The sequence below is a fragment of the Emergencia sp. genome, assembly GCF_048465375.1.
Taxonomy (GTDB): domain Bacteria; phylum Bacillota; class Clostridia; order Peptostreptococcales; family Anaerovoracaceae; genus Senimuribacter.
The window spans coordinates 104,774-130,324 of sequence record NZ_DBFWLQ010000007.1 but is presented as its reverse complement, the minus strand read 5'-3'; the positions used below and the strand labels follow the sequence as shown (position 1 = coordinate 130,324).

At 46.5% G+C, this 25,551-nt stretch carries 20 protein-coding genes; 3 read left to right on the top strand and 17 right to left on the bottom strand.

Features of this window, described 5'->3' with window-relative positions; translation table 11 throughout:
* Nucleotides 1-312: 312 nt before the first annotated feature.
* The gene (locus tag ACMQ5W_RS05425) at nucleotides 313-1,224 is read left to right on the top strand and encodes a D-2-hydroxyacid dehydrogenase (protein WP_419024033.1); all 912 of its coding nucleotides are present in this window, start codon (nucleotides 313-315) and stop codon (nucleotides 1,222-1,224) included.
* A 71-nt stretch (nucleotides 1,225-1,295) separates the two neighbouring features.
* On the opposite strand, the gene ACMQ5W_RS05420 is transcribed toward ACMQ5W_RS05425, so the two are convergent.
* From ACMQ5W_RS05420 to ACMQ5W_RS05395, 6 genes are all read right to left on the bottom strand, one after another.
* Complete coding sequence (locus ACMQ5W_RS05420; RefSeq protein ID WP_419024031.1) at nucleotides 1,296-2,315, bottom strand: zinc-dependent alcohol dehydrogenase; 1,020 nt, start codon at nucleotides 2,313-2,315, stop codon at nucleotides 1,296-1,298.
* A gap of 22 nt (nucleotides 2,316-2,337) precedes the next feature.
* Nucleotides 2,338-3,099, bottom strand: coding sequence for an SDR family NAD(P)-dependent oxidoreductase (locus ACMQ5W_RS05415; protein WP_419024029.1), 762 nt, complete (start codon nucleotides 3,097-3,099; stop codon nucleotides 2,338-2,340).
* Nucleotides 3,096-4,085: a C-terminal binding protein gene (locus ACMQ5W_RS05410; RefSeq protein WP_419024027.1), complete on the bottom strand. Its 990-nt coding sequence runs from the start codon at nucleotides 4,083-4,085 to the stop codon at nucleotides 3,096-3,098. Before ACMQ5W_RS05410 ends, ACMQ5W_RS05415 begins: the two co-directional genes overlap by 4 nt.
* 276 nt (nucleotides 4,086-4,361) lie before the next feature.
* Entirely contained in the window at nucleotides 4,362-5,774 is a 1,413-nt protein-coding gene (locus ACMQ5W_RS05405; protein WP_419024025.1) for a Na+/H+ antiporter NhaC family protein, read from the bottom strand.
* Between the two features lie 34 nt (nucleotides 5,775-5,808).
* Nucleotides 5,809-6,744, bottom strand: coding sequence for a glycyl-radical enzyme activating protein (locus ACMQ5W_RS05400; protein ID WP_419024023.1), 936 nt, complete (start codon nucleotides 6,742-6,744; stop codon nucleotides 5,809-5,811).
* A gap of 20 nt (nucleotides 6,745-6,764) precedes the next feature.
* The gene (locus tag ACMQ5W_RS05395) at nucleotides 6,765-9,143 is read right to left on the bottom strand and encodes a glycyl radical protein (RefSeq protein ID WP_419024021.1); all 2,379 of its coding nucleotides are present in this window, start codon (nucleotides 9,141-9,143) and stop codon (nucleotides 6,765-6,767) included.
* Nucleotides 9,144-9,500: 357 nt separating this feature from the next.
* On the opposite strand from ACMQ5W_RS05395, the gene ACMQ5W_RS05390 reads away from it, so the two are divergent.
* Nucleotides 9,501-11,363: a helix-turn-helix domain-containing protein gene (locus ACMQ5W_RS05390; protein WP_419024019.1), complete on the top strand. Its 1,863-nt coding sequence runs from the start codon at nucleotides 9,501-9,503 to the stop codon at nucleotides 11,361-11,363.
* 53 nt (nucleotides 11,364-11,416) lie between these two features.
* Here ACMQ5W_RS05390 and ACMQ5W_RS05385 read toward each other — a convergent pair whose 3' ends face one another.
* Together ACMQ5W_RS05385 and ACMQ5W_RS05380 are read right to left on the bottom strand one after the other, a co-directional pair.
* On the bottom strand, nucleotides 11,417-12,394 hold the full coding sequence (locus tag ACMQ5W_RS05385; RefSeq protein ID WP_419024017.1) for an alpha-hydroxy-acid oxidizing protein: 978 nt from the start codon (nucleotides 12,392-12,394) through the stop codon (nucleotides 11,417-11,419).
* A gap of 63 nt (nucleotides 12,395-12,457) precedes the next feature.
* Nucleotides 12,458-13,423 carry a sodium:calcium antiporter gene (locus tag ACMQ5W_RS05380; protein ID WP_148492996.1) on the bottom strand — a complete coding sequence of 322 codons (966 nt, stop codon included), beginning with the start codon at nucleotides 13,421-13,423 and terminating at the stop codon, nucleotides 12,458-12,460.
* Nucleotides 13,424-13,607: 184 nt separating this feature from the next.
* Here ACMQ5W_RS05380 and ACMQ5W_RS05375 point away from each other — a divergent pair, with 184 nt between their 5' ends.
* Entirely contained in the window at nucleotides 13,608-14,552 is a 945-nt protein-coding gene (locus tag ACMQ5W_RS05375) for an AEC family transporter (protein ID WP_148492997.1), read from the top strand.
* Between the two features lie 90 nt (nucleotides 14,553-14,642).
* Here the strand turns inward: ACMQ5W_RS05375 and ACMQ5W_RS05370 are convergent, their stop codons facing one another.
* The 9 genes from ACMQ5W_RS05370 to ACMQ5W_RS05330 form a co-directional block, all read right to left on the bottom strand.
* Nucleotides 14,643-16,046 (bottom strand): acetyl-CoA hydrolase/transferase family protein, encoded by a 1,404-nt coding sequence (locus ACMQ5W_RS05370; protein ID WP_419024015.1) that lies wholly within the window; start codon nucleotides 16,044-16,046, stop codon nucleotides 14,643-14,645.
* Between the two features lie 29 nt (nucleotides 16,047-16,075).
* Nucleotides 16,076-17,254: a thiolase family protein gene (locus ACMQ5W_RS05365; RefSeq protein ID WP_419024013.1), complete on the bottom strand. Its 1,179-nt coding sequence runs from the start codon at nucleotides 17,252-17,254 to the stop codon at nucleotides 16,076-16,078.
* Between the two features lie 229 nt (nucleotides 17,255-17,483).
* On the bottom strand, nucleotides 17,484-18,857 hold the full coding sequence (locus ACMQ5W_RS05360; RefSeq protein ID WP_419024011.1) for a sigma-54 interaction domain-containing protein: 1,374 nt from the start codon (nucleotides 18,855-18,857) through the stop codon (nucleotides 17,484-17,486).
* Between the two features lie 170 nt (nucleotides 18,858-19,027).
* Nucleotides 19,028-20,506: a 4-hydroxyphenylacetate 3-hydroxylase family protein gene (locus ACMQ5W_RS05355; RefSeq protein WP_419024009.1), complete on the bottom strand. Its 1,479-nt coding sequence runs from the start codon at nucleotides 20,504-20,506 to the stop codon at nucleotides 19,028-19,030.
* A gap of 70 nt (nucleotides 20,507-20,576) precedes the next feature.
* A complete protein-coding gene (locus ACMQ5W_RS05350) occupies nucleotides 20,577-21,914 on the bottom strand; it encodes an acetyl-CoA hydrolase/transferase family protein (protein WP_419024007.1) in 1,338 nt (445 codons plus the stop codon).
* 4 nt (nucleotides 21,915-21,918) lie between these two features.
* Nucleotides 21,919-22,359 (bottom strand): 3-hydroxyacyl-ACP dehydratase FabZ, encoded by a 441-nt coding sequence (gene fabZ / locus ACMQ5W_RS05345; protein WP_419024005.1) that lies wholly within the window; start codon nucleotides 22,357-22,359, stop codon nucleotides 21,919-21,921.
* Nucleotides 22,356-23,141 (bottom strand): acyl-CoA dehydratase activase, encoded by a 786-nt coding sequence (locus tag ACMQ5W_RS05340; RefSeq protein ID WP_419024003.1) that lies wholly within the window; start codon nucleotides 23,139-23,141, stop codon nucleotides 22,356-22,358. The genes fabZ and ACMQ5W_RS05340 overlap by 4 nt, the downstream gene beginning before the upstream one ends.
* 14 nt (nucleotides 23,142-23,155) lie before the next feature.
* Nucleotides 23,156-24,286: a 2-hydroxyacyl-CoA dehydratase subunit D gene (locus ACMQ5W_RS05335; RefSeq protein ID WP_419024001.1), complete on the bottom strand. Its 1,131-nt coding sequence runs from the start codon at nucleotides 24,284-24,286 to the stop codon at nucleotides 23,156-23,158.
* Nucleotides 24,283-25,518, bottom strand: coding sequence for a 2-hydroxyacyl-CoA dehydratase subunit D (locus tag ACMQ5W_RS05330; RefSeq protein WP_419023999.1), 1,236 nt, complete (start codon nucleotides 25,516-25,518; stop codon nucleotides 24,283-24,285). Before ACMQ5W_RS05330 ends, ACMQ5W_RS05335 begins: the two co-directional genes overlap by 4 nt.
* Nucleotides 25,519-25,551: the final 33 nt, after the last annotated feature.

Sequence of the window (25,551 nt, the reverse complement as noted above, 5' to 3'; positions counted from 1 at the left end):
TTATGGTTGGACACGTTATAATGAGTTCACAATTTTACGGCGTTGCCGCAAGGCTGAACTCATTGAATCATGGCTTTCAATTGTATTTTCAAAGGAAGAGCCATGGTATAATGAGTTCACGATTTTACGGCGTTGCCGCAAGGTTGAACTCATTGAATCATGGCTTTCGATTGTATTTTCAAAGGAAGAGTCATGATTTAATGAATCCACAATTCTAACAGCATTGCCACGATGCGATATTTAAGGAAGGGCACATTAGAGGACAACCTTAACATCGTATTTAGTATTATGAATCAAGGAGTAATAAATACAATGAAATCAATAATTTTAGATGGTTATTCTATCAATCCTGGCGATCTCTCGTGGGCACCAATCGAAAAAATTGGAGATTTTTATAACTATGACCGTAGTGAAGACGACCAAATCATCACCCGTATCGGTGATAATGACGGTATTTTTGTCAGTCAATGTGAAATTACCAGAGAAATCATAGAGCATTGCCCCAATTTGAAATTTATCGGTGTAACAGCGACAGGTTACAATCACGTTGATATTCAGGCTGCCAAAGAACACGGTATTGCAGTCTGCCATGTGCCTGCTTATTCCACAGAAGCAGTGGCCCAGCACACCTTTGCCCTGATTTTAGAACTGACCAACCTGGCAGGCAGATATAACGCCGCCGTACAAAGAGGAAGATGGTACGAAAGCAAGGACTTTACTTTTGATGAAGGTGCGCTTACCTTGTTAGACGGCAAAACGCTAGGCATCATCGGTTACGGAAACATCGGCAAAAGAGTGGCCCGTATTGCAGAAGCCTTTGGTATGAAAATTAACGTTTACAGCCGTGATAGAGAGGCGGTCATGAACTCTGATTTTATCACCCTGCACTGTCCTCTGACATCAGAAAACGAAGAATTTGTTGACCGAAACTTTATCAGTCAGTTGAAAGACGGCGCGATACTTATAAACACTGCCAGAGGCGCTTTGATTAACGAAGAGGACCTAGCCGCTGCGCTTAAATCAGGCAAATTGGCAGCTGCCGCTCTCGATGTCATCGCCATAGAGCCGCCAGTGAAACCCCATCCTCTGATCGGGCTTCCAAACTGCATCTTAACGCCTCATATCGCCTGGATGCCAAGGGAAACAAGGCAAAGAGTGATCGATATCTGTGCCGATAACCTTCAAAGCTTTCTCGAGGGCGGAAAATTAAACAGAATTGTGTGATGATGCACAGACGCCATCAAAAAACCCAGCCATACAAGTTCATATGTGGCTGGGTTTTAAAACGAGAAAACTCATCTGCAATCAATCAGCACTTTGACAGTTTCACCCTCTTGATTCTTTATCAATTCAAACACGTTTTCTGCCTGTGACAAAGGTATGATATGCGAAATCAGCTGCTCCAGTTCTTCTTTCATTTCTACAGCGTATTTTGCTGCACCCTCGAATTCCTGCCGCGAGTAATCTCGTGTAGCTACCAAAGTCTGTTCCTTAAAACTCAACTCAGGCAGGTTGGATACATGGGGTTTTTTATGGATTCCCACCATGCAGACAGTCCCCTGCATTCTGGCAAGATTTGTCGCCTCATAAGTTGCAGGTTCCGTGCCGCTGCACTCAAAGACAAAATCCATTCCATCACCCCCAGTCTCATCACTTATATAGTCCGGCAGAAAGACATCCCCGGAATTGACACAGTCAAAGCCCATCTTCTTACAGAGGGCAATCCTTCTATCGTCGATATCGGAAAGAATGATCTTTGACGCCCCGCTGCGACGAAGGGCCAGCGCAGTTAGAATTCCAATAGGGCCAGCACCCATGACCAGTGCGTTGTCTAAGAAAGTAAATTTTGACTGATGGACAGCCCTTACTGCCACAGCAAAAGGCTCGATCAGCGCTGCGATAGGGTCTGGCAGCCTGTCGTCTACCTTTACCAGCTGATTCTCGTCAACGACCGCATACTCTGCCATGCCTCCGTCAAAGTCGATTCCGATGAGGCGCAGAGTCTGACAGATATAAGGCCTGCCGCTGCGGCAGGAAATACAGTGCCCGCAGGAAATCAGAGGGAAAGGTACGACTCGATCGCCCTTGCAGAATCCTCTTTTACTGCCATTGATTTCTTCAATGATGCCGACAAATTCATGTCCCGGAATCAACGGTGCCTCGGCTCTCGGATGTGTTCCTGCATAGATGCCCATATCACTGCCGCAGATTCCGCAATATTTTACTTTTATCCTAGCAAAACCGGGCTCTAGTTCTGGCAGCTTCCATTCTTTCAGTTCCATATTGCCCGGTGCTGTATATACCAGTGCTTTCATGATCTCAATTCCTTTCTGTCACTTATCTGACCAGATATCCGCCGTCTACAGGAATAACCGCGCCGTTGACATAGTCAGACGCTTCTGATGCCAGGAAAACACAGATGCCTTTCAGGTCTTCTGCCGTTCCCCAACGTCCCTGAGGGATTCTGTTTTTAATTACTTCGAATCTGGGATTATGTCTATCGGTTAAAGCTGTGTTCATATCCGTATCCATATAACCCGGCGCGATACAGTTGATGTTGATTCCCTTTGCCGCCAGGTCGTTGCACATCGTCTTGCTGAATTGCGTCAGCCCTCCTTTGCTGGCCGCATATGCCGGCACAGTCTGTCCCCCGAAAAACGCCAGCATAGAAGAGATATTGATGATCTTTCCTTTCCCCTGCTCTATCATCTGTTTCGCAGCCAGCTGACAGAGAAGGAAGGGCGCTGTCAGATTAACGGCCAGCACAGTATCCCAGTCGTCTTTTGTGAAAACTTCGCTGGAGTTCCGCTTCTGCACCCCGGCGGCGTTGACCAAAATATCCAATCGGCAGCCCAACATTTTTACTGCTTCGTGAAAGGCGCCTACCAGATGGTCACTCCGGCGCAAATCCATGATCAATCCGTGGCAGCAATAACCTTTCTTGCGAAACTCTTCGCAGACGATATCCACCTTCTCACTAGTTCCACAGATGACCACCTCTGCACCTGCTTCCATCAGACCTTCTGCCATTCCTCTGCCCAGACCTCTCGTGCCTCCTGTAACCAGAGCTTTTTTGCCTGTCAGATCAAAACACCTCATTTTTCCACCTCAAACAATGATGTCAATTCTTTGTTCACCAGATTGACGGGTATCTTTCCCTGCAGCACTCTGACCACGTCTTCTGCGACAGTTGACTGCAGTTTTTTCTGCGATTCCGTCGAATACCACGCTGTATGCGGTGTGACAATTACATTATCCATGTGCAGCAGAGGACAGTCCTCTTGCGGCGGTTCATTCTCGAGAACATCCAGAGCTGCAAAGGCAATTTCTCCATTGGCAAGGGCCCAAATCAGGTCCTCCTCTTTGACGAGGGCACCTCTGGCCACGTTGATCAAAGCGGCGCTAGGTTTCATCCTCTTAAAAACCTCTCGATGAAACATATGATGCGTCTCCTCTGTCAGCGGCGCATGCACAGAGATATAGTCGGCGCCTGCCAAAATTTCATCAAAAGATTTCGGAACCGCACCATATTTGACCATATCTTCTTCAGAAACAAACTTATCATAGACCCATATCTGGCTGCAGAAAGGTTTGATTTTATCGATATAGGCCCTGGCAATTCTGCCAAAGCTGACCACGCCGACGACACTTTCTCTCAAACTGGGAATCTTTATCCCCATTCGGTACCACTGTCCCGCCTTGACTCTGCTGTTAAATTCCTGCGTTCTCCTCACCACATCTAACAGCAATGCTGCAGCATGGGTAGACACTTCATCAGCACAGTAATCATTGACATTGGTAACGCAGATACCCTTTTTCGTAGCTTCAGCAATATCAATTCCATCTATGCCTGTGGCATATTTTGCAATCACCTTGCAGTGGTCTAAAGCATCAATGACCTTCTTAGTGGCCTTTGCATATTGGATGATCAAGGCGTCACAGTCCTTTGCAACTTTGATGACCTCTTCCTCATCGCGGTATTGGTAGTCCAGTACCTCTACATCTTTCAGTTCTGCCAATATTCTCAGTTCATTGTCGATGTTCTCATACTCTCTGTCTGTAATTACTACTTTATATTTCGCCATGATACGTTTCCTCCCTCTCTATCAAGCAATTTGCTGAAATATATTGCAAAGAACGTACCAACTTAAGGTCCCCAATGGGATGGCATCAAAAGGGGCATTTTTCAGATACTGCCCTTTCTGCACAGTGTATGTCATCTTCATTTTCTGATGTTATTTTGCATCGCATGTTTTTCTGCATAGAAGAGTGGTGGCAACTGTCACAGACACAGCGAATAGGCAGAGAAAAACCCGCTGAGTTTTCAGCGGGTTCTAACACATCCTTGCGAGACTGGTTTTTTATGACATTACAAAGCCTGCGATAACATATGCGACAAATGAGATTGCCGTCACAATTCCTATGTATGGCAGCTGTGCAACAGCATAATCGACATTATTGATTCTGCAAGCCGAGGCGGACAGCAGGGTCACATCTGAGTAGAAGCAAGCCTGTGCACCAAAGCAGGCAGCTGAAATAATCGCACCCAGTGTGAGAGGGATGCTCGCGCCGCTTGAAACCGCCAGCGGCAGAATGATCGGCGTACACACTGCAGGAACGCTCCAGATATTGCCTGTCGCAAAGCATACCAGGCCGATCAGCACAAATGCGATAGCCGGAAGCCATGCAGCACTCATATATGGACCTGCAACTTCGATCAGGTAGTCAGGTAAACCGATCAGTCCGATTGATTCCCTGTAGAACAATGAAACGACCAGTACGACTGCGATGAACAGCATATCTTCAAGACCCTTATAACAGGCGTCGCAGAATTTGCCAAGGCTCATGATCCTGGTTGGAATGAACAGTACAAAGCAGGCAAAAATACCGCAGCTCACACCGTAAAGAATATCGTCCAGCCATAATGTTACGATGATGACCACTGCCATGGGCACGATGAAGGTCCAAAGATGTGGTTTTACTTCCTTCTCTTCCTTCGCACTGTCATCAGAAATCGCTCCCATTACTTCGCCCAGTTCGTCACCCTGGTTCTGCATGTTACTCGATGCCGGCCAAAGCTGTCCAGTTTCTGCAACTCTCTGATAGGCTTTCTTGATGCCTCCCATTTTAGGGACGATTCCCACAATTACCAGGAGTACGAAGATGACGCAGAGGAACGGATAAAAGAAATACGGCATGATGTGGTAATAAATGCTCATCGCACTGTCCCCCACTACCGCAGCTTCCTTCTGCTGTTCAAAGACCCCTGAGAAGAATACGACCCATGCCGAAATCGGTATGATCAGACAAACAGGAGCTGACGTCGTATTGATGATGTAGCAGAGCATTTCTCTCGGTGTTTTGTGTTCATCAGAGAGGGTAAGTACGCAATTTGCTGTAACCAGAATGCTGAGGTAGTCGTCGATAAAGATGATAATTCCACATAACCAAGTCAAGAATAATACTTGTTTTTCTGATTTGATATACTTCCTAGCTAAATCGCCTACTGCTACCGCTCCCTTTGACTGCCTGAGCAGCTGTACAAAGCATCCGAACAGCAGACAGATGATTACAATATAGTTATTGTCCGCGTCACATGCGGCTTCCTGCAAGGCATCCATCATCGGCATGAAAAAACCTGCTTTGTAGTAAAGTATGTATCCCAACATACCAGATAGCATGATGCTCAGGATACACTTCTTAGTGATTAGCGCAAATGCTAAGAAACTCAGCGCTGGAATTAAGGTGATGATTCCTAAATTAGTCCCGTCCATAGCCTTTCCTTTCTCTTAAACTAGCAATAAATTTTTATACTCTACCCAAAATTTCCACCTTTAAATTTATTTCATTTTTAAAATAAATCTCTATTTCGCTTATGCGCGCTTCCGTCGGCTGTTCAAACTCCTCTTGTACCCCGCCCATGTTCCGCTTCTTGCTGATGCCAAGGTTATGGTACGGAAGCAGATTTACCAGCTTGATGCCGATTCTCCTGTAGAGCTCCCCTGTGCGCGTTATGATATCTTCTGTGTCATTTACGCCTCTGATGAGGGGCATCCTCATGATCAGTTTCTCCCTCGTTCGTATATCTGCTGCTAACATTTTCAGATTGTCAATGATCAGCTGATTACTGACTCCCGTGTACGCTCTATGTACCTCGTCATCGATGGACTTCATGTCGTAAAGGATATTTGTGACATTTTCCTTGAGCGCTATTTCCATCAAAGCCTGTGAATCGCCAAAGCCAGATGTATCGAGACACACGTTGATGCCCCGCAGTCCCGCTTCATCGATCAACTCGCTTACAAATTCTCTGTGCATGAGGATTTCTCCCCCGCTGATTGTAATGCCGCCCCCTGTGTTATCGTAGAAGCCTTTGTCCTGTTCCGCCACGCGCAGTATCTCTTCTATGGTCATTGCTTTTCCTACTGGCCTTAAGGCCTGCGCATAACACTCATCTGCACATGCAAGACACATGTCACATTTGGCGCTGTCAATGACTACGCCCTTTTCTGAGGTTATTGTCACCGCTCCCTGCGGACATATTTTGGCACAGTATCCGCATCCGATACAGTTGTTTGGTGATCTGATCAGCTGCTGCTGCGGGTCGATCAGCTCAGGGTTATGACACCATTTGCAGCTGAGGGGGCAGCCTTTTAAAAATATGGTCGTCCTGATTCCAGGTCCGTCTTCGACAGAAAATTTTTGCAGACTTCCCACGAGAAGACTTTCAGGCACATGACTCATTGAAACATCCTCCCGTCGTATTAGTTTTCTGACAAATGCGGGGTCCTATAAATAATCGCATCCTGCGCACTTTTATCGAGTTCTGTAAAATATGCCATATAACCTGCTACGCGAACCATAAGGCCCTTGTAATTTTCAGGTTTTTCCTGTGCCTTTTTGAGAGTTTCATTATCGACGACGTTAATTTGGATGTGCTGGCCGCCGTCCTCAAAGTAAGTCTTGATCACGCCTTCGATAATTTCCAAGCCCTTTTCACCCTGGACACCCTTAGGGTCAAAACGCAGGTTGTACAGCGCGCCTTCATGTAATGTCTCGTCCACCATGCTGGCAACCGATTTCACAGTGGCTGTGGGACCATGCATGTCTCTGCCCATCATCGGGGAAGATGCGTCGCAAAGAGGTTCTCCTGCCAATCTCCCGTCTGGAAGTGCTCCCGTTACCTGACCGTGTGGAATATTCATCGTCTGTGAGTCGATGCCGAAAGCGTACCATCCGCCTCTTGCATCGTTCCACTCTTGTACGTGATCTGCGATGTAATCCATCATTTCTTTGTATATGCCATCTACGTGTTCCTGGTTGTTGCCGTATTTCTCAGGCTTATTGAGCAGAAGCTGCCGAAGTCTTTCCTGTCCTTCGAAATTGTTATCACAAGCTTTGATCAGTTCATCCATCGTCAGATCCTGATCTTCAAATACGCACTTTTCTACTGCTGCGATGGAATCTGCCAGGTTGGCAGGTCCTGTCACATATAAGCCGGCAGTTGAGAACTTTGCCCCGCCGTGCTGCACAGATTTGCCGCTTTCAACGCATCCCTTTGTGACCATGGATGCAAAAATCACAGGATATCTGTTCATATGGATGCTCTGCATCAGGTTATAGCCGGTCCGAATCATGTCGTAGTGATGGAGAATCTGTTTCTTCAGTGCATCCTTAAATTCTTCGATATTCTTAAATTCCCTCGGGTCTCCGGTTTCAAGTCCCACTAGCTTGCCAGTAGCAGGGTCAACGCCGTTATGGAGAACGAACTCGAGCATCTTGCCCATGTTAACGTATCCGGCATCTGGTGAACCATCGGCACTGCCGCCGCCAGGAGCCGGCTGGATACAGCCTACGATAGTCCAGTCCCTCGCTTCTTCCAACGTACTTCCTCTGCCTTTGCCCAGTGATATTTTGATAGCGATATCATCGTTAAAGAATCCCGGATTCGCCTGTCCCTCCTGAATCATCCTACAGCCCAGCTTGATCAGGTCTTCAGGGGTCTTTTCCCAGACTCGCAGTGCCATGACAGGCTGTTTGACCTGCAGCTCATCTGCTGCTTCCAGGCAAAGATAGGATAAGTCATTGGTGGCATCTCTGCCGTCGGGCGTCTGTCCGCCTACGACTAAAATCTGCCACATAGGATAGCCTGCAAAGGCAGTAGCGTACCAGCTGTCTCTCACTTCATACACTTCACATGTTTTGAGATAAAGGCATTCCAACATTTCCAGGGCTTCTTCTCTTGTGATATTCTTTTCTTTTATCACGTCCTTCTCATAGAACGACCACATGTACTGGTCAAATCTGCCGAATCCGCATGCAGTGGTGCAGACTTCAATGTGAAAATACACATGTACAAACCACACTGCCTGCAGCGCCTGCTGGAAGGTCTGCGGTGGGTTCTCAGGAACGACTCTGCAGTTTTCCGCAATGGTCAGAAGTTCTTTACGCCTCTTCTCATCCGTGCATTCAGCAGCCTTTCTTTCGGCTTCTTCTGCCATTCTATGGGCGTAAGTAATCAGTCCCTGACACTGGATGATGCACGCCTTCCAAAAATCAACCTTCGCTTGTTCCTCCATCGACTGCGGCAATATGCTGTCGATGTTGCGCTGGCACTCTTCCATGTATCCTTTGAGACCGATGGTGAGAATCTTTTCGTGGTCACACGTCGTTTCGCCTGAAACTCCATTTTCAAGACCTACACATATAATATCGTCTTTCTCCAGCTCTTGAATTTTGGCTGGCATCGCTGTCTCCGACAGATCCTCCATGGACTTGCCTTCCCAGTATTTCAATGTTTCAAGAATGGTCTTCTTATCTTCTGGTGAAATGTAATATGGGTCCTTGCTCCTTGCTCCGAATTCGTCAATTTCACTGATATACCAGGAACTTGACTGAAATTCCGGATGCAGATTGGCACCTCTGTACGCATTGGTCGCTGTGCCTACAATCAGTTCGTCATCCATGATCAGCGTTGTCATGTTTTCCATAATGTAGTTTACGACCTTGGCTCTGAAAATGGGAACTGCTTCACCGGCGAACTTCTGATATGCACGGGTTGCCAGCACCAGTCTCTCTGCCGTAATTTGCGGGATGGTATCAAAATACTTCTCTTTCATCCGTTTCACTCTCGCTGTTAACATTGTCATCCTCCCTCCGTTTTTTCATCTTCTATCATGATATATAAATTCAGCGTGGCAGACAAGAATTGCCTTGCTAATTTTTACAATTGCGTTGTTGATTGGAAATTCAAGACAATTCTTCCGGGAAATTCAGAAATATCTCAATATTTTTAAATGCAATCATGGGGAAATCCACATGATTGCATGCTTACAGTTCCCTCCCCATGGCTTTCAGGAGATCAAAAGGAACCGCTCATTCTCGTTAATTACTTTGCTGTAAACGCTGATTACTTTGCTAAAAAAAACAAAAAAAAGCTTTTCTCCGATTTCTGATCTAGTATATAATGTATCCATAGAACGTCTAAGGAGGTATTCGGCATGCTATTTGAAAAAACAACCTATCTTGATGACTTTCCAATCAACATCAGAATTGCCAGGGTTACAGAATATCCCATTCATTACCATCAGGATGTTGAGTTTGTCTATGTGCTCAAGGGAGAAATTCGCGCAAAAGACGTATGTTCCCATTATCTTCTGAAGGAAGGCGATATTTTTACCAATAACGGTCATGAAGTCCATGGCCTGACTGCCACCGAGAAAGAGAACGTCGTAGCCATCATACAAGTCAGCAATCGTTTTTTCACGCAGTATTTTCCAACTCTGAACAAGGCATGTTTCATGACCTATGTCAATAATGACAAGCATCCAAAACTGGATACGCTCCGCAAAAAACTCCTCCACATTCTGCTGGATTTTTCAAGAAGAAGTTTCAATTATAAAAATACCTGTATCTACCAGATGATCGAAGTCATCAAATACCTCAATCAGTATTTTAATCTCTTTGCCTTTGAAGATGATGTCGTCATACACTTCAAGAATGACAATCCCGTAATTGTCGAACGAATCAGCCGCATTATCAATTACGTGTACGAAAACCATGCCAACAGGATCACTCTGAATGATCTCGCCAAAATGGAGCATCTGAGCACATTTTACCTCTCTCATCTCATACGGGATTACATGGGTATCAGTTTTCAGGAGTTTCTCTGTTTTGCGAGGATAGAAATGTCGGAGATTCTGCTCTTGCAGAATGACCGTAAGATCAGTGCTGTTGCAAAAGATGTGGGATTTTCTACTACATCCTACTACGAAAAGTATTTCATCAAATGGTTCGGACATTCTCCAGAAGAACACCGTCGGTTGTTTTTGTCGCATATTCTCAGTGCATCGAGACCGGCAAGATTCAACCCGTTATCTGAAAATCAAGCTGTCAGTCTGATCAAACGATGCCTTTCAGCTGTAACGGACCAGGAGAATAGTTCCTCAATCATCAATCACCTTCATCTCCATGTCGACGTGGTTCCAGATGTCGATCCAATTGCAGAGATACACCGTTCTTTGGAAGTGGTCATCACACATGAAGATTACAATGTGCTGGGCGAAAGATTGTTCAATATGCTCTATGAACTCAATGCCTCCAAAGTCGTACTCGCTGTCCATCCGGGTGACAGCGAAACCACATCGGCTCTGATCTGCAACAGACTGACATTTTTGGGATATGAAGTTTCAATTCTTTCAGAAAATGAACGCTGCAGTAATATTTCATCGGGACATGATTCTATCGCCGCCGTCGTCCAGATATTCCAGACATTTTTTGCATCAAAAGAAAACAGTCTCCATTGCAGACTGCGCGATCAAGGCAATCCTCTGAAAGTTCTGAAAGGCTGTTCAGGCTGTCTGACTTCGTGTTTAGTACCGAAACCGGCTTTCTATGCTTACCGCCTGCTCCAGAATATGAAGGGTGCTTTGCTCTACTGGGGAAAATATTATTACGTGATAAAGAATGATTCTGAAATTGAGGATGCTTATGTCATCGTAGTCTTAAATTACAACGACGACATACAACATCTAGCTACGCGCAGTGCCGGCGTATACGAGACCAACGACGTGATTAACGCTTTTATGGATGAACTCAATGTCGATTTCAGCATTCCCGTCAGTCCTGGCCAATATGTCATCGCCAAATATGCAGTGTCAAATGCCAATTCAATCTTCGCACATATGGCGCATCTGGGTTTTCCTGAGAGTTTCCCCCTTCCAGATGAATGGATTCATCTGCTCAGCACAGAACCGCAGACACAGGTCAGTATTGAGAACATTGAAGAGAAACTCAATATCAATGCAGCCATCGCTGGCGCCGGCATCAATATTATCGTAATCAACAAAGTTCCTCTGCTTTAATAGAAAAAGACACTAAAAAAGAGCATATTTTGGATATGCTCTTTTGTTACTGCTTATTTGAATAACATGTCCCGGTTTATTTCAGCCAAGCTGTAGGCACCGCACATGGCCATGGTATCAGCCAGTTCGGCCGCTATTTTATCTACGTAAGCCTTGACCCCTTCAGCGCCATCTTTGTAAACTGCATTGACAAAAGGCCTGGCAATCAATACTGCATCAGCGCCTAATGCCAGGGCTTTGAATACATCTACGCCGCTGCGGATTCCGCCATCTACGAGTATCTTCATAGAACCATCTACTGCCTGCACAATTTCCTCCAGCACTTCTGCTGTAGCCGGGCACTGATCGAGAACACGTCCGCCGTGATTGGAAACTACGATTGCCGCCGCTCCAGCTTCTTTTGCTTTCAAGGCCGCTTTTGGCGTCATGATGCCTTTTACAATAAAAGGCACTTGCGCGCCTGCAATGATTTCTTTCAGTTCTGCCACGGATTTGCTTCCTGCCGGAGGCTGGAAGTTCTTTAAAAATGGAAGGCCGGCAGCGTCGATGTCCATGGCGACAGCAAAGGCATCCGCCTCTTTCACGATGTCCATCTTTTCGTCGATCATAGCTTTATTCCACGGTTTGATTGTCGGCACGCCGCAGCCGTCTACTGCTTTGATGGCGATACCGGCAGCTTTCATGACCTCGGGATCCATGCCGTCCCCCGTAAACGCTGCAATGCCTTTTTCCTTACAGGCTGGAACTAAAATATTATTATATTCGAGGTCGTTATACTTGTCCCCATAATGCATATTTACTGCACCTACAGGACCGGCAAATACCGGTACAGCAAAGCTTTTGCCAAAGAGTTCCAATGCAGTGGAAACCTCCCGTTTTTCTGTCAGCGTATCCATGTTGACACGGATTTCTTTCCACTTGTCATAATTTCTAATCGCTGTATCACCGATACCTTTTGCCCCTGGACCTGGAATCTGATTTCTACAACCTTTTCCATTGCACTCTGGACATACTTTACAAAATCCTTCCATACTAACTACTACCTTCCTTTCTTTCATCTATGCGGGAAATATCGTCGGAGACGATATCAGCTTTTATACTAACAAGAACGCTGCGTAACAACAGATAATGCCAACAGAGCAAAGACCTTGTGTCGTCCGGTTCTTAAATCTTAACATGATCCAGAAAAGCGGTGTTGCGATGCAGCCGAACAGCAACAGTGACATGGTCTTATCGTCCGGATAAGCGTAGACGCCGCTGCCAAGGGATAATACGTCAGCGATTGCCAAAATGATGAAGTTAAACAAATTGCTGCCGATGATATTACCGACTGCGATATTATAGTTTCTCATTTTAAACAACGTGATTGTCGAAGATAACTCCGGCAGTGATGTGGCAACGCCTAAGAAAAGTGCGCCTGCAAGTCCCTGACCGAGATTCAGCTTGACAGAAATCTGATCTGTCAAATAAGTAATGATGATACTGAAGGCGATGATTCCCACACTGGCCAGAAAAAAGCGAAAGCCGATCTGTTTGATGGAAAGCTTGGTAGACATGCTTGCATGATAGTCCAGAGCATCTTCGTCTGTATCTACATCGTTAGCAACTGCCAGATATTTTGCTCCCAAAACATAAACCAATAAAATCAGCACCGATGTGATACTCAGATTCAAAATCCTCACATTGACGACATTCATAAAGTTCAGCCCGATAAAAATGTAAATCAGAAACACTAAAAAGGCTACATTTCTATAGCTCTTGGAAACTCTTCCCTTAGAAAACCCTTTAAAATAAATAAGGATAATCACAGAAATTGCTAATAAATTAAAAAGATCACTGCCCAGGATATTGCCCATACATAAGCCTGGCCGATCTAAGAGCACCGTTGCTGAAATGCTTGTAAACAATTCCGGCAAAGACGTGACAGCGGAAAGCATGATGCCTCCCAAAAACGCACCAGAAAGTTTTGTGTTCTTGTCAAGCAAGTCAATATAATTAGATGCTTTTATTGATAAAATAACCACAATTGCGGCAGCCGCCAGATATTCTAAATAAATCAATGATATACTCCTTAATCACTCGAAAATACTAAATAATAATTTATCATAGATACCAAAGAATGTCAATTCGCTGAGAGGATTCAAATTGTCCTTTCTTCGGACTTCTAATAGAAACTTTATGGTCTTTCTTGGAAAAATATGATATACTTTTTCTATTCCATGTTAATAAAAAGGACATCAAATTATGCTTATAGTCTTCGGTAAAGTATTTGCAATTTTTATCATGATCTTCATCGGATTTATTGCAAACAAAATTAAAATTCTGCCCAATGAGGCGATTCCTCATATCACCAAACTCATGCTCTGCATCACGGCACCATGCATGGCTATTTCATCTATATACTCTAAAACGCTTTCTGCGGACGTTATCACCGCCACGGTTCAAACCATGGCAGGTGCTGTCATCTTTTTCACTGCAAGCACCCTCTTCTCCGCTCTGATCGTAAAGATATTTAAATTTAAGCCGTCAGAAGACCGTGGCATGTACATCGTGGCAATTACCACCGTCAACAGCGGATTCATGGGTTTTCCTGTCACAAAAGCCATCTTTGGCGGTGACATCTTTTATCTGATGGTCATGCACAATATCTTGCTCAATCTGTACATGTACGGAGCGGTTCCTCCGCTTCTCAATATCGGTGCAGAGGCGAAGATTGACCCCAAGCGGATTCTCAAATCCATGTGCAATATCTGCGTCTTTGCAGTCATCGCCGGCATCATCATGTTGTTAGCCGGCATCAAACCGCCTGCCGTGCTGGACGATGTGATTCAGTCTCTCAGCGACGCTACCATCCCTCTGTCCATGCTGCTGGTCGGCATGCAGCTTGGTTCCAGCAACGTCAAAAACATACTGAAAAACAAATACATCCTGCTGACGAACATGACTGCAATGCTGGTCATTCCGGCTATTACATTCCTCATCGTCAATCAGATGGATTTCTTATACACCGATGTGAAAGTCGTCATGATCTTTGCATCTGCATTTCCAACGGCAGTAGCTCCTGTAGCCATTGCCGAGCAGGAGGGAAAGAACAGCCATACTCTGGCCGAAATCGTTTCCCTGACCACTTTTACGTCACTTGTCACCATCCCGGTCATCGCTGTTTTCCTCATGTCCTATTATTACTAAATACGAGCGGCTGCTCCAGCAGATTATCAGTCTACCAGAGCAGCCGTTTTTTCTTCCCCTATTTTGATGATTCTCTCGTCTCGATACACCTCACAAGATGGACAGCAGCTGGGACACACTCCGAACTTTACTGGAGGTTTTCCAAATGCCCATTTCCTTCGCCTGTTCTATGAGCCGCTCCCTAAAGTCAGGATGCGCAATGGAAATCAACAGTTCCGCTCTTTCGTATGTATTTCTGCCCTTTAAGTTGACTGCTCCATACTCTGTTACGATATAATGGACTGCGCTCCGCGGTGTGGATACAATGCTGCCCTTGGGCAGTACCGGCACGATTAAGGACTCCTTGCTGCCATCCTTTAAGATTCTGGTTGACGGCGTGCAAAGGAAGCTCTTTCCTCCCTTAGATTTAAAGGCACCCATGACAAAGTCCAACTGACCGCCTGTACCGCCGATGTGCTGCAATCCTGAGGACTCAGAGTTCACTTGCCCGAACAAGTCTACCTGCAGACAGCTGTTGACAGAAATCATCTTCTCATTCTGACTGATCACTTCCACGTCATTGACATAGTCAACTGGCGCCGCCTGCATCATTTGGTTATTGTCAATCCAGTCATAGAGTTCCTGGGAACCCATAGCAAAGGTATATGTCATCTTCCCCCTGTTGATTGTCTTGTTGTTAGTCAGTTTTCCTGCCTCAAAGAGATGTAGATATGCATCTACGAACATCTCTGTATGGCAGCCCAAGTCGTCAAGATCTGATTCTGCAATGAGCTTGCCCACATAGTTTGGAAATCCGCCAGTTCCCAGCTGCAGTGTGCTGCCACTTTCGATCAGCTTTACGATATGTTCTGCCATCTTTTTTTCCGCATCACTGGCATCCTTGGCGTGGATGGTCGGAAGCGGCGTATTGTTCCCCTCCACGATGTAATCCACCTGATTGATATTCAGATAGTTCTCTATGCCGTGACTGATTGGCATATTTTTGTTGACCTCGACAACAATTTTCTTACAGTTTCTCAGGACTCCCCAATATTCTGCAATCTGCGGACCTAGATTAAAATTGCCTGACTCGTCCATCGGTGCTGTCTGCAGCATGGCTACATCAAAGACTTCCCTGCATTCCTCATAGAATTTAGGATTTTCTCTGAATTGCACCGGCAGAAACCAGCAGTTTCCCTCTTTGTTCTGTTTTCTCTCTGTACCAGTTAAGTGGGTGCTGCAATAGCGAAAATGTTCAGCCCGCGGGTCTGCTTTCAGAATTTCCGGCGGCTCACCATAGCTCCACATCGTCGTACATACGGTTACATCCGTCAGTTCTTCGCTTCTCTTAGCCAAAGCCCTTTCTATATCAACTACCACGCCGCAGAAGAGACCGAGATGAATTTGATCCCCCGATTTTACCAACTTCGCTGCGTCGTCTGCTGACACCAGTTTTGCCCTGTATTTTTCCTGTATCTGCTCTACAGGGGTGAGTTTTTTAATAATCGCTCCCATTTTCATTTCCTTTCTTTTTCTCTTCACGGTCAGACCATTTCGATGATGACGGCTGTTCCCATTCCGCCGCCTGCACAAAGTGCCGCCAGTCCGTATTTTTGATTTCTCTTTCTCAGTTCGTGCATCAAAGTCACTACCAGTCTTACGCCCGTAGCCCCCACAGGATGGCCCAGAGAAATACCGCTGCCATTTACATTGAGCTTTTCCTCTGGGATTCCCAAAGTCTTCTGGCAGGCGATGCACTGCGCGGCAAAAGCCTCATTTATTTCAAATAAGTCAATGTCGTCGATGGTAAATCCCGCCTTTGCAAGCGCTTTCTGTGATGCGCTGATCGGTCCGATTCCCATGAGTTCCGGTGCGACTCCGGTGGTTGCAACAGATTTCACTCTTGCAAGAATCGGAACCCCTGCCTCTTTCGCCATTTCTTCCTCCATCAGAAGAATGCCAGCTGCCGCATCATTCATGCCAGAAGCATTTCCGGCAGTCACCCTGCCGCCTTCTTTAAAAGTCGCCTTTAATTTCGACAATGATTCCAGACTGACATCTCTGCGGGGATATTCATCTTTATCATATACTTTATCTTCTTTTTTTCCTTTTACTGTGATGGAAACAATTTCCTCTTTAAACCTGCCGCTGTCAACAGCGCGCACAGCCTTCTGCTGCGACCGCAAGGCAAAGGCATCCATCTCTTCCCGGGTTACGTGGTATTCGTCGGCCACGTTCTCCGCGGTGATACCCATGGCGGGACCTACCCCTAAATTAGTCAGAGAGTCCCACATAGAATCCCGCAATTCCATATGTCCGTACTTCTGTCCATACCTGGCATTGAAAACCATATGAGGAGCTGTACTCATGCTGTCAGCTCCGCCAGCCATAATGCAATCTGCTTCGCCTGCTTTGATCTGATAAAAGCCGCACTGAATAGCAGACATGGATGATGTACAATTTCTATGGATGGTAATTCCCGGTACCGTGTCGGGAAGTCCTGCCTTGATTGCCGCCACTCTTGCCAGGTTGTTCTCCTGATAAGTTCTCTGATAATTACACCCCCATATAACATCATTTACTATTTCCGGGTGAATCCCTGATCGTTTTATCAGGTCCTGCATGACAGGGATAGACAAGTCCAACGAAGTGAGACTTTTAAATTGTCCGCCAATGGTGCCGATTGGTGTCCGGCATCCTGCTGTAATGACTACGTTTCTCATAAATGCAATCTCCTTATATTATTTTGATGTAATATGTTTTAGCAACAAGTATGCCAAATTTTACGCAATAAAAAAAGGAAGGAAATCGTTGAAAATACAAGGATTCCTTCCGTCTCACGGATAAATGTCCTGGGCAGAGGCGTAAATTTTATGCACAAGTGCATATTTCCAGGGAAAATTATGCATTTGTGCATTTATGCTTAGAATTACACAAAGTTCTCTGCATCTGTCAAATGCCGTATTTGTTCAGTTTTCTTGAAATTGTCGATTGATTTACGTCCAGGGCTTCTGCCATCCTCTCTGTGGTCTTCCATTTTTCCCTGGCTTTGATTAGAAAGTCTTTTTCGAAGGTCTCCACGGCTTCTTTCAAAGTCTGTTCTCCATATGAAAGTGCCTTTTGCTTTTTCCTCCACGGCAGCGTATCCCCGTATAAGTAATCGTCTTCGCTGACAACGACCAGATTTTCAATGATATTCTTCAGTTCACGTATATTTCCCGGCCATTCGTAACGCTCCAGTTCTTTAATCAAGCTGTAGGTCAGCTTTTTCTTCTGACCGTAGAGCGTGTTGAACTGGTTTACGAATTTCGTTGCCAGCGGTACGACTTCGTCAATTCGTTCTCTGAGAGGAGGCACCTTCAGAGAAACGACATTGAGTCTATAATAGAGATCGTCACGAAAACGACCTTCGCGGACTTCTCTTTCCAGATCCCGGTTGGTGGCCGCTATAATTCTCACGTCGATAGGGATTTCTTCCCGCTGACCGATTCTCATGATTTTTCTTGATTCTAACACCCGCAGAAGTTTTACCTGCAGAGGAAGTTCCAGCTCTCCGATTTCATCTAAGAAAATGACGCCGCTGTCCGCCTCTTCAAAGAGGCCTTTCTTTCCCCCTCTGATGGCACCGGTAAAAGCGCCTTCCACATAACCAAACAACTCTGATTCCAGCAGATTGGCGGGAATCGCACCACAGTTAATGACCACCATCGGTTTATCACAGCGGCTCTTGTCCTCTTTGTGTATATACCTGGCAACCAGTTCTTTACCGGTACCGGACTCTCCTGTTATCAAAACCGTAGTGTTATAGGTGCTCACTCGCTTTGCCACTTCATAGATATCCCGCATGCGATTGTTGATTACAACCGTATCATTGTCAATGTCGATCAGCTCTTTGTGGATGCCCATGCTCTTGAGATAGAGCTTTTCCATGGCCTGCGCTTCTCCCAGTTTCAGTTTGAGATGATTGATTTCGGATATATCCCGTGTGTTTACAACCACCCTTTTCACTTCGTTCTTCTCACCGAAAATAGGCGTACCTGTAACGCTGATATGATTTCCGTTCTGGGTATCGTGTTCCATAGACATGGCGCAGCCGCTTTCAATGACGTCTAAGGCAATTGACCGCTTCATCCAAACCGGATTAATCAGTTCTCTCATATTGTGTCCTACGATTTCATCACGTCTGATTCCAGTATTGCGCGTATAGGATGAATTTGCCATCAGGCAGTTGCCATTGCCGTCAGTGACCATGATTCCATCAAAGGACGCTTCTAGTATTTCCTCCAGTTCGCTCAGCAGATAGGCCATGTCTTTGATTCTGCTCATTCAATCCGTCCCCTTTCTAAAAACTATGACACAATAAAAAGCAATTTTTATGCCAAGTTCTTTGAAAGGGTGTCTAGCATCTAACTTCAAGGCTTTTCACTTGTGTGCCTGTGCGCCAGTCTGCCTTTGACTATGCATTTCTGCATAGTTCCCCTACTTAAACGAGATTTCTATTTCTGAATCCCCGCAAGATTTTTCGCCAGTTTCTTCTTTCCTTGTATGTTACCCTGCCTTGCAATCATGATGCGCTGTGCCTGCGGTGAGCCTGCACCGTGCATGGACTCCGTTCGGTAACCCACTGCCGCAGATCCCAGACAGATATTTTCTAAGAATCGCAGCACTCTCATGCGATCTTCTGTAGAACAGGTTCCGTTGCCCGCGAAGAACTTGCGGCAGATTTGACCGATGGTTTCTCCCTCTCTGCCCACAGGCGTATCTGACTGAAAGTCTTTCTCCGAAGGCATGGTCACCATAAGACCCCCTGCGATATCCTCCGCCAGCCTGACGATTTCATAGGGGAATCTGGTCACGTTCTGCTTACAGACATTGGCCAGCAGCAGATCGATGATGTAACCGCCCGATGCCGTCTGACAGCCTTCGCAGGAACATGCGATGCCGCAGCTATATAACGTTTCGTTGAGATGGGTCATTTCAATCAGCTTCTCTTTTACCGCAGAAGCTTTTTCCACGCCGTTATACTCCGCTGCCAGGGCAGCCGCACCGATGACCACGTCGCCCACTCCTACTTTACATCCGCCGTAGGACTGCCTGTGAAAGCCGGCAAATCGTTCTACCAGCATGCCGGCAAAATCGTATTCTCCTGCCATAAACACGTATTCATTGGGTACAAAGACATCGTCAAAGACCACCAAAGCTTCCTGTCCGCCATACTGCTTATTTCCGAGGTCGATGTCGGCCTTTTCCTCCAGCTTTCTCGTATCGCAGGACTGTCTGCCGTAAATCATATAGATGCCGTCTGCATCGCTTGGGCAGGCAAAGGATACAGCATAATCTTTGTCGTCGGGTCCCATGGCGATGGTCGGCATAACGATGTGCCAGTGAGAATTGACAGAACCAGTTTGGTGACACTTGGCGCCTCTGACGACAATGCCGTCTTCTCTCACTTCCTTAATTCTAACAAAGAGATCGGCATCCGCCTGTTGATGGGGCGCTTTACTCCTGTCTCCTTTCGGATCAGTCATCGCTCCATCCACGATCAGGTCGTGATCCTGCACAAAGGTCAAAAACTGCTTGAAGTTCTGATGATAATGGGTGCCGTATTTTTCATCAATCTCATAAGTCGTAGAATAGACCGCATTGAAGGCATCCATTCCCACACACCGTTGAAAGCAGGAGCCTGTCTTCTGCCCCAGCAATCGCTGCATCTTGACCTTTTTTTTCAGATCCTCTGCACTCTGGTGGATATGGGCAAAGCGATTAATTTTTTTCCCCGTCAGATGCGAAACCGCCGTCATCAGATCCTCGTATTCCGGATTGCATGCTAAATCATAGGTTACAGCCACACAATTGATGGAAGGCCGAATCATGGGATGGTCAACCCAGTTTTCTACCTTCTCTCCAAACATATAGACTCTCGTATTCAATTTTCTCAGGCTCTCTATGTACTGAGCCCCTGTCTTCATCGTCATAATTTTCCTCCCTCACGGTTCTCGCCACAATTTGTGATACAAATTGATGGGAGACCTTATTTTGTCGTATCTATCTGAAATAAATCTGGCCGGCAGCTTTTCTATATTCATAAAAGTCTTTTTCAATCTGCTCTCTGAAAGCAGGATGGGCGATTTCAATCAGCGCTTTGCTTCTCTGCGTAATAGACTTTCCGAACAAATCAGCGATGCCGTATTCGGTAACCACGTAATGAACGTCCTGTCTCGTAGTTGTGACCGGTGTGCCAGGCTTTAGGACGCCCACGATTCTCGACAGGGTGCCGCCCTTTGCCGTAGACGGCAGTGCGATAATCGGTCTGCCGTGTTTCGACTGTTCTGCCCCTCTGAGGAAGTCCAGTTGTCCGCCTACACCGGAGAACATTTTGCTGCCGATGGAATCTGCCACCACCTGCCCCTGCAAATCCACCTCCAGAGCAGAATTGATGGCCACCACCTTATCGTTTTGCGCGATAACACCTACATCGTTGGTGTAATCCACTGGCATCAGCTTTATCATCGGATTGTGATCTACGTACTTGTACAATTCCTTTGTTCCCTGTACAAAGGTCGCCACGATTTTTCCCGTATCGATGTTTTTCTTAGCGCCGTTGACCACGCCCTTTTCAATCAAAGGAATCAGATTATCGCTGAATACCTCCGTATGGATTCCGATATCCCTCTTGTGTTCCAGGAACTTGAGAATGGCGTTAGGCACAGTCCCCTGTCCCATCTGCAGACAGGCACCGTCATCTATCAAAGTGGAAATATGATATCCTATTTTTTCTGCCACTGGATCTTCACTTGAAATCAGTGGAAGTTCGTAGATGTCTTCATCGTGCTCCACAAAATAGTCGATGTCCGAAACAGGAATTCTCGTATCTCCGCACACGTGGGGCATATTTCGATTTACCTGGGCGATAGTGATTCTCCCTCGGTTTACAATGACTTTGGTTTGGTCGCAAGAGGTACCCATCCACACATAACCTTCTTCATCAGGAGGCGTAACCTGTATCAGGCCTACGTCTACGGGCAGGTACCCTTCCCTCATTGCGACCGGCTGCGCATAGAAGTGAATCGGGATGATTTCTCCTCTTCCCTCTTGGCAGCACTTTCTGTTGTTTTTTCCGAGGAAAAACGAGTGAATGACAAAATGTCCCTGGCAGTCCTCTGCAGCATAAGGTGCCTCACCGATATTCAGCCCTTGCAAAATGCCTACGTTTTCGAACTGATTCTTCATCTCAACCAATTTGTTGAACAGATATTTCGGTTCTGCCGCCGCATGAGAAGGCACCACCATCTCGCCATTTCTGATCTGACTCAGTGCTTCCTCAGCGGAAACACATCTGCTCTTATAGATTTCTTTCCAATTCATAATCTTTCCTTTCTTCATCGCTTCATCTCATCGCCAGTGTCACATCTCCTTCGCAGGCTAACACACCGCCGTCATAAACCTCAGCACTGCAAGTGACAATGGATTTCTCCAGATTCTCATAAGAGATTTTTGCGTGAATCTCCAAGGTATCTCCCGGTTTGATTTTGGCACGAAATTTCACTTTGTCGATGCCGATAAAAAGGGGCTTTTTCCCCGCATATCGCTCACAGGACAAAATCAAGATGTCCGAAGTCTGCGCCATAATCTCCACCGTATAAACGCCGGGAAGCACCGGCTCATCAGGAAAATGCCCCCTAAAAATATCTCTGCCCGGATCCACGTAAAATCCGGCGGTAATGCTCATCTCTGGTACCATGTTCACCACCTCATCCACCAGGAGCATTGGCTCTCTGTGGGGAATGACTGCTTTAATCTGATCTAGGTTCATTTTTATGTCATTCATATATCTTTCTCCTTGTTGTAAATCTCATGGGCAAAAACTGCCGCACCGACTGCGCCTGCCGCCTGGCAGTGAGGAACTACCTCTATGAGACATTCTAACTCCTTTGAGAGGGCATCCACCATATTGCTGTTCAGTGCCACGCCGCCAGTCATCACCACTTTTGATTTATATCCTATCCGGCTGCACATCCCCATGATTCTCTTCGCGATGGCCACATGGGCGCCTCTGGCAACATCCTCAATTTTTTCTCCCGCCGCCAGTCTGGATATGACTTCACTTTCAGCAAACACCGTGCAAACATTGCTGATAGAGATTTCCACTGTTGACCGATCGGCCAAGTTCGACAAGTCGGACAACGAGCAGCCCAAAACCCTGGCCATGACTTCCAGAAACCGCCCTGTGCCAGCAGCGCATTTTTCGTTCATGACGAAGTTTGCAACCTGCCCGCCTCCATTGAGCTTGATGACTTTGGCATCCTGTCCGCCGATATCGACAATGGTTTGGGCATCGTCGGTCAAAAAGTCAACGCCCTTGGCATGGCAGGTGATTTCCGTAATCTGTTTATCAGCATCTTTGTAATTGACTCTTCCGTACCCTGTGGCCACAGTATATTTGATGTCCGCCGCCGTAAGCTCTGCCTCTGTCAGAGCGGCCGCTATAGCTTTCTCATATGCGTTTGTCCCCGTCCCCAAGTTGATGACTGCTACTGCCGTTAACTGCTTCTGCTCATTGAGAACGGCAGCCTTTGAGGAGGATGAACCTATATCAATTCCTAAAAACATTCTCCTTACCTCACTTACAGCAGCATTTCTGTAAAGCTCTGCACCCTCGTTCTGATCTGTTCAAAGGATGTGAGCTGCTGATCGATTTCCAGATAGAGCATCGGCACAGAAGCAGCTTCCACTTCCTCTTTATAAATCGGATAGTCATATTCCTCTGGGTCACAGAACTTCATCATCAAAACGATGATACCGTCTGCCCTGCATTCTTCTGCCATATCGACGAGCATCTGCCCCTTCTTTTTCTCTGGCTCGTAGAGAAAGGTATCCCCCTCCTGATCGGCAATCCTGCACGCCATCTTCTGAAAGACATCATTCACGTCTCTGCGCGTTGATGTCCTCCACAGCCGAGAACCTAAGGATAAGTCGTCCGCCCCTATGGCCACATGGTTCTCATCAAAGATGTCCAGCATCTCTATCGGCTCCGATAGCAGCCCCGTTACCACAACTCTCGTTCCCTGGAATCCAGATGGCAGCTCGTCTTCCAAACCTCGGCTGATTTCCTTGATCATCCTTGTGTAAATGGCTTTGTCCATGAACTGTCCGGCTTTAATCAGAAGATGGCGTTTTCTGGCAGTGATGATGTCCGGATGCTCCGCGCTGATTTCGGTAAATCGCCTCATGGCCTGTCGGTATTCTTCATAAACTGCAAAAGCCTCTTCAATCTGGCGTTCTGTGATAATCTTGCCGAGAATCAGTTCCAATTGGTGTCTGACCCTCTTTATCTCGCTGACCGTGTATTCCACGCCGGCCGACAAAGTTCTATGCTGCGGGTAGGCCATAGCGATGGTCGGCACCTTGGGCATAGCCAGCTTCATGTTATCCACGATGCACTTCATGGTATCGCAAAAAGTGGGAATGATGACGGCTTTCAGCATATCGTAGGTTCCCCTCATGGCAAGCTCCACGTTGGTTCTCATGATGGAACAGCAAAAGCTCTGCAGGTATTTGTCAGCAAGCTGGATTTCCGTTCTGCCGCCCCACATGCCGACAGGCACGCAGCCAGCGGCATAGACGATTTCTTCTGGTGTGTGAATAGGAAAACAGCCTACCAGATCTTTGCCAGTCTCCTCTCTGGTAGCCAAAATGGTTTTTCCAGGATGCAGCGCGGCATCGCACAGCTGCTCTATCGTATTTAAATAACTCATTCTATGTCCCCCTTTCTTTTCGCTTCTTTTTTCTCTTCCATCATCTCCAGCAAGGCCTGAATCCTCGTCTCGTACTGGGCCTGCGAGAAAACCCGCGGGTCCGTCTGATCTCCATCGAAGATGACCGATGGACACCCTGTTCTCTCCGTAATTCTTCTCTGCACTTCATAGGTTCTGAAATCCATCAGTTTGCAGCTTCTGTTGGAATGGAAGACCACGCCGTCTACACTGAACTCTTTAATCAGATTCTCCATCTGATTGGCACCGTAATCCAAATTTCTGTTGGCATAATTACCTGTATAGCTGCGCGCCATGCCGTCCAGATCGTTGGTCTCATATACCTTGTACCAGCTGCTCGGATAGGTAGAGGTGACCATGTTGATTCCATATTTCTTGAGCAGTTTGAACGTGGTAGAAAGGTGAGGCCAGCAGGCGATGCCGTCCCAGATGATTCGATACTGTTCTTCTGCACTGTTCCAAGGGCCTTTGCCTTCTTCTGCCTTCTGTTTCAGTTCTTCGTACCACAGCTTAAAGAGTTTATGTCCGTCCTCCGAACTTCTCATGCAGACGATCATCGCCATGTAGTTGAACATGTCAAAACCGTTCAGGGGAGAAGGTTTTGTTTTTCCCCAGTCTGTGGCTTTTTTCCACCATTCACAGGTGGCGTTGTTCATAGCCATCTTCTCACCCAGCTTATCGTAGTCCATCTTTCTGCCCGTGAAGTCCTCCAACTGGCAGATGGCATGTTCAATCTGACCGCGGATATAGTTTGTCGCATGATCTGGCACCTCGTATGTATGGTTGAAGGGCATGTCGAACAAGATTAGCGGAATGTCCAGCTTCTTTGCCAGATTCTCATACCATTTGAGCACTGTGTTACAGATATTCGTCGAGCTGAAAATCAGGTCCGGCAGAGGGATATCCTGGGCCTCCGCATGCTGTAAATCCACATAACCCATATTGACTCTGGCATAGGAGCAGATGTCTGCACTGTAGCCGATGCCTTCTGCGTGTTCGATGAACTTCATCGCCTCTTTTCTGGCACCGATCGCTGCCGCATGATTCTCCGGATATACCGTGGCCAAATCCATGGCGTCCAGCAATTCGTTAGGGCAGATGGAGGTAGCCCAGACTATTGGTTTCCCCTCTGCCTTTGCTGCAAGGGCATCATCGTAATGCTTAGCAGTCAACTGATTCAGCAATTCTTTTGATGTTATCTTCTCTTCTGACACTTCTCTTTCCTCCTAATGGAGTTGCCCCAATTC

Coding starts and splice junctions, on each gene's coding strand:
- ACMQ5W_RS05425 (WP_419024033.1), top strand. CDS start 313: ATGAAATCAATAATTTTAGATGGTTATTCTATCAATCCTGGCGATCTC.
- ACMQ5W_RS05420 (WP_419024031.1), bottom strand. CDS start 2,315: ATGAAAGCACTGGTATATACAGCACCGGGCAATATGGAACTGAAAGAA.
- ACMQ5W_RS05415 (WP_419024029.1), bottom strand. CDS start 3,099: ATGAGGTGTTTTGATCTGACAGGCAAAAAAGCTCTGGTTACAGGAGGC.
- ACMQ5W_RS05410 (WP_419024027.1), bottom strand. CDS start 4,085: ATGGCGAAATATAAAGTAGTAATTACAGACAGAGAGTATGAGAACATC.
- ACMQ5W_RS05405 (WP_419024025.1), bottom strand. CDS start 5,774: ATGGACGGGACTAATTTAGGAATCATCACCTTAATTCCAGCGCTGAGT.
- ACMQ5W_RS05400 (WP_419024023.1), bottom strand. CDS start 6,744: ATGAGTCATGTGCCTGAAAGTCTTCTCGTGGGAAGTCTGCAAAAATTT.
- ACMQ5W_RS05395 (WP_419024021.1), bottom strand. CDS start 9,143: ATGTTAACAGCGAGAGTGAAACGGATGAAAGAGAAGTATTTTGATACC.
- ACMQ5W_RS05390 (WP_419024019.1), top strand. CDS start 9,501: ATGCTATTTGAAAAAACAACCTATCTTGATGACTTTCCAATCAACATC.
- ACMQ5W_RS05385 (WP_419024017.1), bottom strand. CDS start 12,394: ATGGAAGGATTTTGTAAAGTATGTCCAGAGTGCAATGGAAAAGGTTGT.
- ACMQ5W_RS05375 (WP_148492997.1), top strand. CDS start 13,608: ATGCTTATAGTCTTCGGTAAAGTATTTGCAATTTTTATCATGATCTTC.
- ACMQ5W_RS05370 (WP_419024015.1), bottom strand. CDS start 16,046: ATGGGAGCGATTATTAAAAAACTCACCCCTGTAGAGCAGATACAGGAA.
- ACMQ5W_RS05365 (WP_419024013.1), bottom strand. CDS start 17,254: ATGAGAAACGTAGTCATTACAGCAGGATGCCGGACACCAATCGGCACC.
- ACMQ5W_RS05360 (WP_419024011.1), bottom strand. CDS start 18,857: ATGAGCAGAATCAAAGACATGGCCTATCTGCTGAGCGAACTGGAGGAA.
- ACMQ5W_RS05355 (WP_419024009.1), bottom strand. CDS start 20,506: ATGACGATGAAGACAGGGGCTCAGTACATAGAGAGCCTGAGAAAATTG.
- ACMQ5W_RS05350 (WP_419024007.1), bottom strand. CDS start 21,914: ATGAAGAAAGGAAAGATTATGAATTGGAAAGAAATCTATAAGAGCAGA.
- fabZ (WP_419024005.1), bottom strand. CDS start 22,359: ATGAATGACATAAAAATGAACCTAGATCAGATTAAAGCAGTCATTCCC.
- ACMQ5W_RS05340 (WP_419024003.1), bottom strand. CDS start 23,141: ATGTTTTTAGGAATTGATATAGGTTCATCCTCCTCAAAGGCTGCCGTT.
- ACMQ5W_RS05335 (WP_419024001.1), bottom strand. CDS start 24,286: ATGAGTTATTTAAATACGATAGAGCAGCTGTGCGATGCCGCGCTGCAT.